Below are 14,736 nucleotides of genomic sequence, written 5' to 3'. Positions count from 1 at the left end.
GCCCCTGACGGGGCGCAAAATCAGCCCGTCCGGCGTTTGAGGACGAGCGGCGGAGCCGCGACAAGGGGGTCTGGGGCGCAGCCCCAGGAAACGGCGAAAGGGCGGGACCGGGGCACCCCTCACTGCAGCGGCACCAACGTCCCCCCGCCCGCCAGCCGCGCAGCAAGCTTGGCTTGGGCCCCCTGCTGGGCCGGCACGGCCAACAATGACCCCTGGGCGGAGCCATGCACACCCCCCGTCGCGGTGAGCGACACCACGTCCCCGCCACCGGCCGCCGCCAGCGCGTACCAGGTGCCCCCGTGCGACTTCCACAGCACCCCGGCCAGCACCCGCGGCTCCCGCGCCCCGCACACCGGCGAGCCCTCCGCGCGGGCGACGACCGTCGCCGGGGCGGACGGTGCCCGGAAGTCCGCCAGGACCCTGCTCCCCGTGCCCCGCCACGTCTCCGCCCGGGTGCACGACCACTCCGCACTCCCGGCCCCGCCGGGCAACGGCTGGGCCGCGAACTGCCACACGTTCACCGACCGCACCCCCTGCCCGCGCACCGTCGCCAGACGGCAGGCTGCGTGGGCCCACTCGCCGCGCGACTGCGCGCTGTCGACGTCGTGCGGCCCGGTCGAGGGGGCGGGGCTGCCCGTGGTCAGCCGGGCGGGGACGAGCTCGCCGAGGTCGGTCACCGTGCGGCCGCCCAGCTGCAGCGCGGGCCAGCTCCGGCAGTCGTCCGGCGTCGTCCCGGCGGCGAGCGGGCTGCGCACCGCGTCGGTCACCCCGTCCCCGTCCCGGTGCAGCGGCTGCCCCGCATCGTCCTGCTTCAGCAGGTCCCGCACGGACGCGTCGCCGGCGCCACCGCCCACCCAAGGGGCCGTCAGATAGCGGACGTTGCCGTCGGTGCGCCCGAGCACCACCGCCGTCGCGGAGTCCTCGTCCGCCGCGTCCGTCCGCGCGAGGTCCAGCGCTGCGCCCCCGCCGTCCCCGCCCTTGGACTCCGCGTAGCGCACCACGCGCAGCCCGTCGTAGAGCAGTACGACCGTCGCCGCGTCGGCATCCCCCGCGAAGAGCAGCTGCGGCGGCCCCGCCGCGGGCCCGGCCGCGGTGCCCGGGGTCGCCGTGACCTGCACCGAGCTGCCCGGCCGCGCCCACACGGCGAGGGCGCGGCGGAGCAGGGCCGTGTCGCCGGTGCGGTTGCCGCGGGCGGGCCAGGCCGCGAAGCCGGGGCGGTCGGCGTTCTTCCAGGCGGTGGGGGAGACCCGGGTCAGCTTCGCGGGGTCCAGGGCCTGCTGGGCGGCCGCGTTCTGCGCGTACGGCGGCGCCGCCGGGCCGTCCTCGCCCCACCCGCCCGTCGGCAGGCCGATCAGCGTCCCGCACACGACGAACGCCGCGGCCGCCGCGAGGGCGGCCCGGGCGTGCTGGCGGCGGCGCATCAGGTCCGTGGGCCGGGCCTGCAGGGAGCAGGGGTCGAACTCGACGGACTCCAGCAGCGTGGCGTCCCGGCTGCCCGCCGGGAGCCGCACCCCGTCGGCCTCGGCCAGCGCCGCGCCGGGGTCGGCCACCCCGGCGGCCTTCAGCAGCCGCTGCACGTCGCGATCGGTGCGCGACTCCAGGGCGCGCAGCACGTACGCCGCCCGGCCGGGACCGGAGAGCGCCGCGAGGTCCTGGTCGAGGGCGAGCTCGTCGGCGCCGCCCGAGCGCGGGAACAGCCGCAGCCCCCACACCTGCGGCAGCAGCGGCGGCAGCCGGCCGGGACGCGGCAGCTGCCAGCGCCCGCGCGGCAGCCCGGCGTCCAGCGCCGCCCGCAGCACCCGCTGCCGCACGTACGCGTACCCCGGGTCGTCGCCGTCCCGCGGCCCGGGCACGGCCGCGGACGCCACTTCGGCGCCCCGGCTGCGCGGCAGCGCCCGCTGTACGAGGGCGTGCGCGGTGAGAACCCGCCGATTGCGGCCCAGGGAGGGCGGGAGCACCAGGTACCCGAGCCTCACCAGCCGCGGATAGTGCTCGATGAGCGCGGCCTCGGCCTGCTCGACGTCGACGACAGCGTGCTGCTCCACGTAGGTAGAACGAGTGAATGGTCGGATGGTCACTTGTTCCGTGCCCCGTCAGGGGCGCGGGGAACTGCGCGAGCAACCAGGAACAACCCGCACCCGAAGAACCGGCCGCCCCGCGCTAGGCGCGGTACCGCGCCCGAATCCGCTCCACGGCCTCGGCGGAGACGCCGAGGCCGTCCCGCACGTACCGCTCCACGTCCCCGTACCGGCGGGTCATCTCCTCCAGCGCCGTCGCCAGGTACACCGGCCGGACGCCCAGGATCGCGTCCGCGATCTCCGGGTCGCCGCCCGCCGCCGTGAAGCGGTCGATGACGGACCCGAAGGCGGCCTTCACGGCCGGGTTGACGGCGAGGTACTCGCGCTCGGCCGTCGCCTCGTCCGCGCCGAGCAGCAGCAGGATCACGGTGGTCGCCCAGCCCGTGCGGTCCTTCCCGGCCGTGCAGTGGAAGAGCAGCGGGCCGCAGTCCGGCTCGGCGAGCGCCGACAGCAGCGTGCCGTAGGCCCGGCAGGCGGACTCGGCCGTCACGAACGCGCGATAGGCCTCGCCGAGCAGCTTCTCCGCCTTGCCGCCGCCCAGGTACTGCTCGGCCACCGCGGGGCTGCCGAGGACGTCCTCCAGGCGGGCCGGCACCTGCTCGCCGCCGGTCACGGCCGTGGCGCCGTCCGCCATCACGTCGGCGACGATCAGCCGGGCCTCCGCCGGCAGCGCGTCGGGGCGCTCCGTCCGCTCGTTCTCGCTGCGCAGGTCGACGACCGTGTGGATGCCGAGGGCGGCGACGGCCGGGTCGGCCGCGGGGTCGAGCCGGTCCAGCTGGCCGGAGCGCAGGAGCAGGCCGGGGCGGACCGCGGAGTTGCCGGAGAGCGCGATACCCCCGAGATCGCGGAGGTTGATGATCGTGGAGGCATCGATCTGCTGCGGCATGGGGGGTGTCTCCCGTCTGGCTGAACCTTGTTCCCCCTCATTGTGAAGAAGGTCGCCGGAGTCCGCGACGGCGGGCCCCTGCGGGGCGCTCCTCACGTCATGACCCTCACGTCATGACGAAGTCCGCGTAGTCGAAGCCCGGGGCCACGACGCACGACACCAGTACCGGCTCGGTGCCCGCGGGCTCCGCCGCCTGCCACGCGCCGCCCGGGATCAGCACCTGCGGCCGCTCCCCGTGCTCGACGCCGGGGCCGAGGACCACCTCGGTGGCCCCCGCCTCGTCCGCGGCCTCGCCCGTGCCGCCCAGGAGCAGCCGCAGCGGGCCGCCGCGGTGCCACAGCCACATCTCGTCGGAGCGGACCTTGTGCCAGCGGGAGATCTCGCCGGGGTGGAGGAGGAAGTAGATGCCGGTCGCGAACGCCCGCGGTCCCTCGTACCCCTCGGGGTGCGCGGAGGCCGCGGTCTTCCAGGTCTCCCTGAACCACCCGCCCTCGACGTGCGGTTGGAGGCCGAGGAGGGTGACGAGTTCGGAGGGCTTGTCGGTGCTCTTGTCCGTCATGGCCCCAGCCTCCCACTCACCCGCCCCGGCAGGCGGCCCGAATCCGCCGGATGTCAGATGTGGGCCGGCGGCGCGTACTTGTAGCCCACGCGCCGGACGGTGACGATCGACGCGCGGTGCTCGGGGCCTATCTTGCGGCGCAGCCGGGCGACGTGGACGTCGACGGTGCGGCCGTCGCCCACGTGTCCGTAGCCCCACACGGTGGTCACCAACTGGTCGCGGGTGTGCACCCGGTGGGGGTGTGCCACGAGGTGGGCCAGCAGCTCGAACTCGAGGTAGGTGAGGTCCAGCAGCCGGCCCGCGATGCGGACCGTGCGGTCCTCGGGGTCGATGTGCACCAGCGCGTCGCCCTCGGTGACGGGCGCAGGTGCGGCGGGGGCGGCAGGTGCAGCAGGTGCGGCCGCGGTGGCCGGTACGGGCGTGGCGCCGGGGAGGCCCGCCTGGTCGGCCGGGACCAGGACCAGGTAGCCGATCATCGGCGGCTGCCCCGGCAGGGCAGGCAGGGTGTGCTGCGGTGCGGGCAGCCAGGTGGCCCCCGCCTGCAGCAGGTCGGCGACGGCGGCCGGCGGCGGCACCTCGCCCGGGGCCACGGCCCGCAGCCGGTGGCGGGGGGCGGACGCGTGCGGCGCGGTCAGGGTACGGAGGTTCGACATGGAGAGCTCAGCTCTTTCGCGCGAGGGACCGTCGAGAGGACGTGCACGTGCGCGGGCCGTTGGCCGGGTCCGGTCCCGGCGGCTGACTTCGACGAAGGGGTCAGCGGAAGGAGTGGGCCTGCGCGGAGGTCGCGCGACAACACACTCGGTCGAAGTCGTGATGCTGGCGGGAAGGCCAGAAGGGCTCAAGGTCGCTGCGACCCGTCGCGGTGTTCTGGAGGCTGGCCATGCCCCTATTGAAGCATGGCCGTCGCCCCTGCAGGAGCCCCTTTTCCGGGTCCTTTCCGGGCCCTCCCGCAGTTACCGCCGGACACCCCCTGCCCGGCGCCCGTCAGGCATCCGGGCCGGTCAGAGCGGCTGCACCCGCTTGCGCCAGACCAGCGGGGCCACGCATATCGCGCGGTCCGGGTCGCCGTCCCACTCGGCCGGCAGCCCGGCCTCCGTGAGCGCCGTCACGATCTCCCGCCCGACGGCGCCCGTCCCGCCGCCGTCCTCAGCACCGTCCTCCGCGCCATCCTCTGCGCCGCCCTTGTAGGCGCCGTACAGCAGCCACAGGCCGTGGCCCTCGGCGGCGCGCTCGGTGTGCTGGTAGTGGAAGAAGACGAAGCCGCGGTCGCCCTCGGCCGCCTCGCCGCGGATCTCCTCCAGGCCGCACTTGCTGCAGCAGGTGAAGTGCATGCGGGCCGTGATGCCGGCGGCGGCGAGCACGGCGAAGGCCGTCTCCAGCCGGTCCACGTCCGTCACCTCCGGCCAGCTCTTCTGCTCGGTCAGCTGCTCCTGCCACAGCCGCTCGACGATCACCCGGGCCGCGGCCGGGGACACGGGGGTGACGCCCTCGTCGTGGAAGTAGTCGGAGACGTCCTCGGCGACCTCCTCGGGAGAGTCGAAGCCGCACCGGATCAGCAGCCGGGCCTGCTCCTCGGCCTCCTCCAGCAGCTCGGGGTCGAGATCGTCCGCGCCCTCCCCGGGGGCGTCCTCCGACAGCTCCACCCGCTGCCACACGTGGCCGTCCGCCCACCCCTCGGCCTGCCCGGCCCAGGCCACGAAGACGGCCGTGACCTCCTCGGCGCTGCCCAGCCGCGCCCCGAAGTGCCGCTCCGGCGAGCCGTCGCGGTACTCCACCTCGTACGGCCCGTCCCCCTCGTGCCACGTCTGGATGTAGTGGTCGGCGCCGCCGCCGGTCCGCTCGGCCACCGCGAACCTGTCGCCCTCGCCGCCCAGCCGGCCGATCAGCCCGGCCAGCTGCTCGGCGGTGAGCGGCGAAAGCACCTCGCCGGGCTCGGTGTTGACGGTGATGGGCAGCATCGACGGACCCCCTCGCTCGAAGGGCCGCCCCGCGATCAGCGACCCGTTGCGAGCATCCTGACACCACCCACTGACAGCGGGGTCAGCTGGCCCCCGCTCCGGCGATCAAGGGGTAGTGGTCCGACAGGTCGGTGTAGGTGTACTGCTTGCCCCAGCTGGAGACGGTCCACGGCGCGGACTGCTCCTTGACCACGGTGTTCCGCCAGTTCGCGGGCCGGGCGTGGCCCTTGAAGTGGAGGACGTAGTCGAGGTCCTCGCGGGCGTCGGTGGGGTAGCGGAAGGAGGCGATCGAGTTCTCCTTCGTGTCGAAGGAGTACGGGTGCCCGGTGCGGGCGTCCGCGGCGACGAGGCCCGCGTCGTTCAGCATCGAGGCGTATTCGGGGCTGCGGGAGTCCACGTTGAGGTCGCCCGCGAGCATCACCTGCTCGTCCGCCGGGATCTTCTTGGCGTCGAGGAAGGCGCCGATCTGCCGGAACTGTTTGGCCCGCAGCGCCGCCGGCTCGCCCGTCTTGCAGCCGTTGTCGGTGGACTGTGTGTGCGTGCCCACGACATGCACCTTGGTGCCGTTCACATTCAGCACCACATAGGCGAATCCCTTGTTGGACCACCAGTCCGAGCCGCAGGCGTCGTTGTAGACGACCTGTTCCTTGCGGACGATCGGCCATTTGCTGAGCACCGCGACCCCGCCGTCCTCCGGAGTGGTGGTGGAGTAGTTGCCGCCGGTCGCGTCCCAGCCGTCCTTGCCCCGGCCGACGACCGGGGTCTGGTACGGATACTGCTCCGCCGCACGGGACTTGAGGGTGTCCGAGGCACCGTTGTCGAAGGCCTCCTGGAGGACGACGACGTCGTTCCCCCGGAAGAAGCCGGCAGCAGCTATCTCCTCGGCCCGGTGCTCCTGGCCCCAGTTGGGATAGAGATTCGTGGACATCAGGAAGGTGTTGTACGTGAGCACCTTCACCTGCGGTACGGCGGCCGCCTGTGCTGCCGGGGCGGGAAGGGCCGTGACGAGCGCGGCGGTGGCGGCGGTGAGCAGCGTGGCGGATCTGACGGTCTTCGTGGACGGCACTGTCTCTCCTTGAGGAAGGGGCGGGTGCGTGGCACGGGGGCCGGCTCCATCAAATCACGCTGCTTTACCCAAAGATGACTAGTAGTTTGCCTTGGGGAAACGGAAAGGGGAACCCTCATCCGTGAGCCGGGGAAGCAGAATCGCCCCGTGCGAACCCGCGCGTTCTCCCAGAGCCTGCGCACCCGGCTCGTGATCGCCTTCCTGGCCGTCTCCGCCCTCAGCGCGCTGATCACCGCCGTCCTGACCTTCCGCGAGGCCCGCGAGGCGATCCTGCAGCGCACCCAGACCACCGCCGTGCACGACCTGCGCACCCAGATCGACTCCCTCGCCCCCGCCCTGCCCTTCCCGCCCAGGCCGCAGGACCTGCAGAACTTCGCCCTCCAGCTCGACCGCGCCGGCGGCTCCCGCAACTGGCGCACCTCCGCCGCCTACGGCAACGGTCCCGCCGTCCCCGAACGCCTGCCCGGCGATGCCGGCGTCGTCACCGACGCCCTGCGCAGCGCGGTGCGCGACCGCAACGAACCGCTGTACCAGCGCGTCGAGCGGAACGGCGGCCCCTGGCTGACCATCGGCATGCCCGTCACCTTCACCGGCACCGGCCACAAGGCCTCCGGACTCGACGTCTACGCGGAGTTCTCGCTGGCCGACGAGCGCGGCGACATCGACTCCCTGGTCACCGCCGCCCAGGCCGGGGCCGTGCCCGCGCTGGCCCTGGCCGTCGTCCCCGCCCTGTTCGCCGCCCGCCGCGTGCTCCGGCCCGTACGGCGGCTGCGGCAGGCCGCCGAGAAGATCACCGGCGGCGCGCTCGACACCCGGCTGGAGGTGACCGGCACCGACGAACTCGCCGACCTCACCCGCACGTTCAACGCCATGGCCGCCGCCCTGGAGAAGGACGACGCCCGGCTGCGCCGCCTGGAGGCCGACTCCCGCCGCTTCGCCGCCGACGTCTCCCACGAGCTGCGCACCCCGCTCGCCGCCATGTCCGCCGTCACCGAGGTCCTCGACGAGGACGCCGCGCAGCTGCCGACCGACACCGCCGACGCGGTCCGGCTGATCAGCGGCGAGACGCGCAAACTCACCCGGCTGACCGAGGACTTGATGGAGGTCTCCCGCTTCGACGCCGGAGCCGCCGCCCTGCACCTGGACGAGGTCGACGTCGCCGTCGCCCTCCGCAAGACACTCCAGGCCCGCGGCTGGCAGGACCGGGTGACCGCGGACCTGCCCGAGGGGGTACGGGCCCGGTTCGACCCCAGGCGCATCGACGTCGTCGTCGCCAACCTCGTCGGCAACGCCCTGCGGCACGGCGGCCCGCCGGTCCGGCTGGCGGCGCGGGCGGAGGGCGGGCGCCTGCTGATCGACGTGAGCGACCGCGGCCCCGGCATCGACCCCGAGGTCCTGCCGCACGTCTTCGACCGCTTCTACAAGGCCGACGCCGCCCGCGTCCGCTCCGAGGGCAGCGGACTGGGCCTGGCCATCGCCATGGAGAACGTCCGGCTGCACGGCGGAACCCTCCGGGCGGTCAACAAGCCCGAGGGCGGCGCCGTGTTCACGGTCGACCTGCCGCTGCGGGAGGAGCCGTGACCCTTCGCCGCAGCGCGCTGCTCGCCCTGTGCCTGGGCGCCGTGTGCACGTTGCCGGGCTGCGGCATCGCCCCCACCGGCCTCGTCCGCGCCGGGGAGCCCGCGACCGGCATCCGGGAACCCGGCGGCACCTACACCACCGCCCGGATCTTCTTCCTCTCCCCGGTCGGCATCCAGGCCGTCTCCCGCCACGAGCGGACCCCGGCCGGCCCGCAGCGGGCCATGGACCTGCTGCTCGCCGGGCCCACCCCGGCGGAGCGGGCGCGCGGCCTGATCACCGAGGTGCCGGACACGATCGGCCCGTTGCGCGCGACCGCGGCCACCGGTGCGGTGGACGTCGATCTGCCCGTCCCCGTCTCGGAGTTGCAGCCGGCCGCCGTCAGCCAGATCGCCTGCACCGCCGCCCACTCCGCGGTGCCGGGCGGCCGCCCGGCCACCGAGGTCGACGTCCGGGTACACGAACAGGGCGGCCCGCCGTGGACGCTGCGCTGCAGCGACAGCGGCAACGCCTTCCCGGTGCTCTCCTCCGCCGGGTGACCGCCGGGTGACCGCTCAACTCGTGTGCCACTGGCGGGCGGCCGGGCCGTGGTGACTGCCGACGGCGCGGTCCAGGTTGGTGGCGGCGCTGATCAGCGCGAGGTGGGTGAACGCCTGGGGGAAGTTGCCGAGCGCCTCGCCCGCGGGCCCGATCTCCTCGGCGTAGAGCCCCAGATGATTGGCGTGCGTGATCATCTTTTCGAAGACGTAGCGTGCCTCGCCGACCCGCCCGGCGCGGGCCAGCGCCTCCACGTACCAGAACGAGCACAGGTTGAACGTGCCCTCCCCGCCGGTCAGTCCGTCGCTTCCGTCCGTCCGGTAGCGGTGCACCAGGCTGTCGCTGACGAGCTGCTCCTCGATGCTGCGCACCGTCGACAGGAACCGCGGGTCCTTGGGCCCGGCGAACTTCACCAGCGGCATCACCAGCAGCGAGGCGTCCAGCGTGGCGCTCTCCGGGTACTGGCAGTAGGCGCCGAGCTCCGGCGTCCAGCACTGGTCCTGCACGAAGCGGTAGGCGGAGGCGGCGGTGTCGCGCCACTGCTCGACCGGCGCGGGCATGCCGCGGTGCCGGGCGATGCGGATGGCCCGCTCGAAGGCGACCCACGTCATCAGCGCGGAATAGGTGAAGCGCTGCCGTCCGCCGCGGGTCTCCCAGATGCCGTCGTCCGGCTCCTCCCAGTGCTTCTCCAGCCATTCGAGCTGCCGGGCCAGCGCCTCCCACAGCTCGTAGGAGATCGGCTCCCCGTGCTTGTTGTAGAGGTAGACGGAGTCCATCAGCTCGCCGTGGATGTCGAGCTGCAGCTGCTGGGCGGCGGCGTTGCCGATGCGGACGGGCCGGGCACCCTGGTAGCCGCACAGGTGCTCCAGCACCGACTCGGGCAGCTCCGGGCGCCCGTCGATCCCGTAGAGCACCTGGAGCCCGGTGCCCGGGGGCGCCTGCACGCAGCGCTGGTGCAGCCAGTCGATGAAGGAGGCGGCCTCCTCGGTGAAACCCAGGCGCATCAGGGCGTAGAGGGTGAAGGCGGCGTCGCGGATCCAGGTGTAGCGGTAGTCCCAGTTGCGGCCGCCGCCCGGGGACTCCGGCAGCGAGGTGGTCGCGGCGGCGACGAGGGCGCCGGTGGGCTGGTACACGAGCAGCTTGAGCGCGAGGGCCGAGCGCTCGACCGTTTCGCGGTAGCGGCCCTGGTAGTTGGAGTGCCGCAGCCAGCCGTCCCAGTACTGCAGTGTCTTGTCCAGCAGCCGGGTGGCCTCGGGGCAGTCGAGGGGACGCATCGTGCCGTCGGCCGGCTCGCCCCACTGGGCGGCGAGCTCCAGCGACTGCCCGGGGCCCAGGGTCACCGTCGCGCACGCGGCGTCGCCGTCCACCTGCAGCGGTACGGACGAGCGCAGCACCAGCGTCCCGGCGGGACTGGTGAAGACCGCCCCGGCGCCCTCCACCAGGCGCACCGCGTGCGGGGCGCGGGCGTAGTCGAAGGCGGGCCGGCAGCGCACCTCGACCGTGGCCCGCCCGCGCAGCACCCGCACCTGGCGGACGATCTGCCGCGCACCGGAGGCCGGGCACGACGGGTGGTCGGGCACCATGAAGTCGTACAGCTCGGCGACCGCGCGCTGCGCCAGGAAGCGGGTCAGCAGCACGTTCGAGTCGGGCATGTACATCTGCTTGGTCCGCTCGACCTCGCGGACCTTCACGGAGAACGAGCCGCCGATCCCGGCGTCGAGCAGCGAGCCGAAGACGGCGGGGGAGTCGAACCGCGGCAGACAGCACCAGTCGATCGTGCCGTCGACCCCGACCAGGGCCACGGTGTGCAGGTCACCGATGATCCCGTGGTCCTCGATCGGCAGGTAGCCGCGGGCGTCGCCGATCCGCTGTGCCTCGAGTGCGTGCTTCATGGGTGCCGCTCCCTCCCGCCTCGTCGCGGGACATGCCACACCACCCGTTATACCGCTGTACGGGCCGTACGTCCGGTGCGGCCCTGGTCAGCGCCTGGTTCTGGCCAGGGCCTCCCGGACGGCCTCCTCGGTGCGGCCGACGACCGCGGAGCCGTCGTCGGCCGTGATGATCGGCCGCTGGATGAGCCTGGGATGCGCGGACAGGGCGGCGATCCAGCGGTCGCGCGCTCCCTCCTCCCGCGGCCAGTCCTTCAGCCCGAGCTCCTTGGCGTCCGCCTCCTGGGTGCGCGTGATGTCCCACGGCTCCAGCCCCAGCCGACCGAGGACGGTGCGGATCTCGTCCTCGGAGGGCACGTCCTCCAGGTAGCGGCGGACGGTGTAGCCGGCGCCCTCGGCGTCGAGCAGCGAGAGCGCGCTGCGGCACTTCGAACAGGCGGGATTGATCCAGATCTCCATGCCGCACACGGTACCGCGGGGCACTGTCAAACAGCGTTTGACCAGGGGCGTTTGTCAGTACCCCGCAGTAAAATGGGGGGAGTTGAGAGAGGCTGTACGACCACTCACAGGGGGATTCCGATGGCCGTAGCCACCACGTCACTGACCACCCTTTCCACCCTCCCGAAACAGAAGATGCCCGCGGGCCACCCGAGGGCCTGGTACGAGGCGCACAACCGCCAGCTGAAGGCGATGCGCCTGGCGATAGCGCTGCTGCACTCCGGGATGTACCGGCCGGAGCAGGCGACCAACCGGAAGATCCGCGCGACGGCGGAGCGGATCGGCGTGCACCAGCCGTCGGACACGACGTGCCGCCTGGTGCGGGTGCTGATCCAGTTCGCGAACTGAACGCAAGCGGGTGCCGGGGGCAGGGGCCCCCGGCGCTCATCCCGCGGCCGGCTTCGGCTTCCGCCGCTTCCCGGTGAGCAGCTTCACGCCCGGCTTCTCCACGTACTCGTGGAGCACGACCGCTCCCGCCAGGGCAATGGCCATGACCAGCCCCGCCTGCACGGTCATGCTGAGGGCCATGTGGTGCTGCTTGAGGAAGTAGTTGGTGCTGTAGATGACCATCTCGTGCACGAGATAGAAGGCGAAGGAGACCTCACCCAGATACACGAGCACCCGGTGCCGGAACGGGGACTCCTCCCCGCGCGCATCGGCCCGCGCGGCCGCCGCGATGGTGAGCGTGTACGGGATCACCGTGGCCGCGCCCCAGCGGTACTCGTAGGGCAGCAGGTGCACCACGGCGAAGATCGCCGTCACGGACAGGGCGACGCTCACCACCACGCCCGGGCCGCGCCAGGCGCCGCTCTTCACCAGCAGGGCGAGGGCGATGCCGACGGCGAACTCGGGCAGCCGCACGGCGGGCAGCATGTAGAGGAAGTACTTCGGGTCCCAGCCGGTGGCGTGCACGATGTCGTTCATGAACGCCGGATAGGCCACCACGAACAGGTTCCCCAGGGCGACGACGGCCCACAGCCCGCGCACCGACAGCCGCCGGATGGGCCGCACCAGGAAGGGGAACGTGAAGTAGAAGAGGAACTCGCAGCTCAGCGACCACGAGACGCCGTTGAAGCCGAACCACCAGTCGGACCGGTTCGGGACCCACGCCTGGGTCAGGGTCAGATTGCCCAGCGCGATGGCGGGGTTCAGCTTCTGCCCCATCCACAGCAGCATCAGCGCCGCGACGCAGAAGGTCACCGCGTGGCTGGGATAGATCCGCGCGAAGCGGCGCCGCCAGAAGCCGGTCACCGTGTCGTTCGGCCGCGCCGACCAGGCGAGGACGAAGCCCGAGAGGACGAAGAAGAAGGAGACCGCCGAGGGCCCGGCGAAGGTGACGTCCCTCAGCCTGCCGAGGTGCTTGGGGGTGCCCACGGACTGGTCGTAGGCGAAGTGGTAGCAGAAGATCAGCAGTGCCGCGAACCACCGCAGCCCGGTGAGCGAGTCCAGCCGTGTCTGCCGGCCGGGGGCGCTGCCGGCGGGCGACTCGGGGGCCTCGGGGGCGGCGGTGGGCCGGGCTATGAGGCTCACTGCGGAACGTCCGTCGTCCACCGGCTCCCCGGAACCGTCGTGGGCCGTGGCGGGAACAGCCCTGTAACCCGCGCCGCGCGCGGATGTATGGCAGGCATGTGTCTTCCTTCGGAGAGCCGCGGGAGGTCTGCTGTGCCGGGCGTGGCTGCTGCGGTCAACCTTTGCCGACGACGACCTTTTCTATCAGCTGCAGCGGTTTTACCGACCCTTGAAGGAGGGATGAGATGCGTGAGGATCGCAACACCGAGAGTGGCGGCTGGGGCACACCGCGGGCGCACGGCCCGAAAATCCCTTCGACGCGCCCGCCCCCCTTATGTACCGTTTTTCCATGGATGTCACGCTCCGGCCCCTCACCACGGCAGACGCCCCGGCTCTCGCGGTGCTGCGCGAAGAAGTCGAACACACCGACAGGACCGGCATGCACGCCGACGAGGCCGACGTCCTGGACGAACTCACCGACCCCAAGCTCGACTTGGCGAAGAACGCGGTGGGCGTGTGGCAGGCCGGACGCCTGGCGGCGTACGCGATGGTGTACGAGCCGGACCACGTCCGGGAGATCGCCCGCTTCGCCGGCGCGTCCGCCGTCCACCCCGCCTGGCGCCGCCGGGGGATCGGCGCGCGGCTGACCGACTGGATGCGGACCCGGGCCCGGGCGATGCGGGACGAGCGCCACGCGCGCGTACCGGGAGAGCTGCTGATCGACGGGGTGGACACGAACGAGGGCCTGGCGGCGCTGGCGGCCCGCGCCGGGTTCGCGCCCTGCCGCTACTGGTTCGGCATGGCGCACGACCTGCGGGACGGCCCGCGCACCGGGTCCGTACGGGCCTCCGTACCGACTGGGCTGCGCCTGGTGCCCTTCGACGAGAGCTACGACGAAGCGACCCGCACCGCGCACAACGACGCCTTCCGCGACCACTGGAACCACACCGGGATGGACCGCACCGACTGGGACACCTGGATCACGGGCGCCCGTTCGTTCCGCGCCGACCTCTCCGCCCTGCTGCTCGACGCCGAGGGGCAGGTGGCGGCGTACCTCCTCGCCGACGAGTACGTGGCCGACGGCGCGGCCACCGGGCGCCGCTCCTGCACCATCGGCCACCTGGGCACCCGCCCGGCCCACCGGGGCCGCGGCGCGGCGCACACGCTGCTGGCACACACCCTGACCGAGGCCGCGCGCCACGGCTACACCAGAGCGGAACTCGTCGTCGACACCGCCAACCCGACCGGGGCACTGGGTCTCTACGAACGGATGGGCTTCGCGGTGGAGCGGAAGTATGTGACGTACGCGCGGGCGCTGGACTAGATCAGGCTCCTTTCCAGCGCCGCCACGTACTTGGCGACCTCGTGATCGCGGAAGGCGTCACCGGCGTCCCAGATGTCTTTCGCGATGCGTTCCACGTGCTCACCGAACCCGCCGAGCAGCGACGCCGATTCGCGCACCGCGCCCGCAGCGTCGATGTGCCGCAGGGCCTGCGCATGCCAGTAGAGGGGCTCGGGCGGCAGGTGCGGTACGACGTCCTTGTCGTTGACGAACCGGTACATGCGCCCGGCGAACGCCTTGTCGTGCGCGTCGGCGAGCGCACGGTCGCAGGTCCGCGGCTGCCCGAAGGTGTAGATGCCGTCCGCGGTGAGATGCGGCTCCTCGAAGTGCAGCCGGCACCCGGCCAGCATGGCGAGGGCCCCGCCGAGACTGTGCCCGGTCAGCCACACGGTCTGCCCTTTGTCGCGCAACTCGGCGATGGCGTTCTCGACGTCGGCGAATATGGGGTGGAGTGCCTCCCCGAACCCGAAGTGCACGTACCCCATTCCGCCCGGCCCGGGCCAGGGCACCCCTTCGACGTCCGAGAGCCAGTCGCGCAGCTTCCGCGGCTCGGTCCCCCTGAACGCCGTGACGACCATCCGGTCGCCGGCCATGGTGAACGCCTGCGTGTCCTCCAGGGGAAAGGGCGGGGTGAACCGCGTGCAGTGATGCCGCACGCGCCCGAACCCCCACGCGGCGGCCTGTCGCTCGATGACCGCCTCGCCCTCGTAGGCGAGTTGGGATGCCAGGGCCATCGCGTAGGCGAGGCGCGGGCTGTATGCGGTGGCGCTGTGATCGAAGACTGGCGTGGACATGCGCGACTCCTCGGGTGTCACCGTGGGCCCGTCCGAAACGAT

Annotated in this window: 14 protein-coding genes; 4 read left to right on the top strand and 10 right to left on the bottom strand. The window is 72.8% G+C overall.

Annotated features, from left to right (window positions below):
- Positions 1-119: 119 nt before the first annotated feature.
- The 6 genes from ACWD4B_RS18850 to sph all read right to left on the bottom strand — a co-directional run bounded on the left by ACWD4B_RS18850 (position 120) and on the right by sph (position 6,547).
- On the bottom strand, positions 120-2,045 hold the full coding sequence (locus ACWD4B_RS18850; RefSeq protein ID WP_451421779.1) for a hypothetical protein: 1,926 nt from the start codon (positions 2,043-2,045) through the stop codon (positions 120-122).
- A gap of 115 nt (positions 2,046-2,160) precedes the next feature.
- The gene (locus ACWD4B_RS18845; RefSeq protein WP_451421778.1) at positions 2,161-2,964 is read right to left on the bottom strand and encodes a tyrosine-protein phosphatase; all 804 of its coding nucleotides are present in this window, start codon (positions 2,962-2,964) and stop codon (positions 2,161-2,163) included.
- A 106-nt stretch (positions 2,965-3,070) separates the two neighbouring features.
- Positions 3,071-3,523, bottom strand: coding sequence for a cupin domain-containing protein (locus ACWD4B_RS18840; protein ID WP_451421777.1), 453 nt, complete (start codon positions 3,521-3,523; stop codon positions 3,071-3,073).
- A gap of 53 nt (positions 3,524-3,576) precedes the next feature.
- Positions 3,577-4,176: a winged helix-turn-helix domain-containing protein gene (locus ACWD4B_RS18835; protein ID WP_451421776.1), complete on the bottom strand. Its 600-nt coding sequence runs from the start codon at positions 4,174-4,176 to the stop codon at positions 3,577-3,579.
- A gap of 348 nt (positions 4,177-4,524) precedes the next feature.
- Positions 4,525-5,481, bottom strand: a complete 957-nt coding sequence (locus ACWD4B_RS18830; protein ID WP_451421775.1) for a DUF6891 domain-containing protein — start codon at positions 5,479-5,481, stop codon at positions 4,525-4,527.
- A gap of 82 nt (positions 5,482-5,563) precedes the next feature.
- Positions 5,564-6,547: a sphingomyelin phosphodiesterase gene (sph, locus tag ACWD4B_RS18825; protein ID WP_451421774.1), complete on the bottom strand. Its 984-nt coding sequence runs from the start codon at positions 6,545-6,547 to the stop codon at positions 5,564-5,566.
- Positions 6,548-6,694: 147 nt separating this feature from the next.
- On the opposite strand from sph, the gene ACWD4B_RS18820 reads away from it, so the two are divergent.
- Complete coding sequence (locus tag ACWD4B_RS18820) at positions 6,695-8,128, top strand: ATP-binding protein (protein ID WP_451421773.1); 1,434 nt, start codon at positions 6,695-6,697, stop codon at positions 8,126-8,128.
- Entirely contained in the window at positions 8,125-8,664 is a 540-nt protein-coding gene (locus tag ACWD4B_RS18815) for a hypothetical protein (protein WP_451421772.1), read from the top strand. Before ACWD4B_RS18820 ends, ACWD4B_RS18815 begins: the two co-directional genes overlap by 4 nt.
- 15 nt (positions 8,665-8,679) lie before the next feature.
- Here ACWD4B_RS18815 and ACWD4B_RS18810 read toward each other — a convergent pair whose 3' ends face one another.
- Positions 8,680-10,554 carry a glycoside hydrolase family 15 protein gene (locus ACWD4B_RS18810; RefSeq protein WP_451421771.1) on the bottom strand — a complete coding sequence of 625 codons (1,875 nt, stop codon included), beginning with the start codon at positions 10,552-10,554 and terminating at the stop codon, positions 8,680-8,682.
- An 87-nt stretch (positions 10,555-10,641) separates the two neighbouring features.
- Positions 10,642-11,010 (bottom strand): arsenate reductase family protein, encoded by a 369-nt coding sequence (locus tag ACWD4B_RS18805; protein ID WP_451421770.1) that lies wholly within the window; start codon positions 11,008-11,010, stop codon positions 10,642-10,644.
- Positions 11,011-11,130: 120 nt separating this feature from the next.
- Here ACWD4B_RS18805 and ACWD4B_RS18800 point away from each other — a divergent pair, with 120 nt between their 5' ends.
- Positions 11,131-11,397, top strand: a complete 267-nt coding sequence (locus ACWD4B_RS18800) for a hypothetical protein (RefSeq protein WP_451421769.1) — start codon at positions 11,131-11,133, stop codon at positions 11,395-11,397.
- Positions 11,398-11,433: 36 nt separating this feature from the next.
- On the opposite strand, the gene ACWD4B_RS18795 is transcribed toward ACWD4B_RS18800, so the two are convergent.
- Positions 11,434-12,579 (bottom strand): acyltransferase family protein, encoded by a 1,146-nt coding sequence (locus tag ACWD4B_RS18795; RefSeq protein ID WP_451421768.1) that lies wholly within the window; start codon positions 12,577-12,579, stop codon positions 11,434-11,436.
- Between the two features lie 328 nt (positions 12,580-12,907).
- Between ACWD4B_RS18795 and ACWD4B_RS18790 the strand changes: the two genes are divergently transcribed.
- On the top strand, positions 12,908-13,882 hold the full coding sequence (locus tag ACWD4B_RS18790; protein ID WP_451421767.1) for a GNAT family N-acetyltransferase: 975 nt from the start codon (positions 12,908-12,910) through the stop codon (positions 13,880-13,882).
- Here the strand turns inward: ACWD4B_RS18790 and ACWD4B_RS18785 are convergent.
- On the bottom strand, positions 13,879-14,694 hold the full coding sequence (locus tag ACWD4B_RS18785; protein ID WP_451421766.1) for a lipase family protein: 816 nt from the start codon (positions 14,692-14,694) through the stop codon (positions 13,879-13,881). The two genes, ACWD4B_RS18790 and ACWD4B_RS18785, sit on opposite strands and share 4 nt — an antisense overlap.
- Between the last annotated feature and the right edge of the window lie 42 nt (positions 14,695-14,736).

It is taken from the genome of Streptomyces sp. NPDC002536 (assembly GCF_053594995.1).
This window is presented reverse-complemented; position numbering and strand designations above follow the sequence as displayed.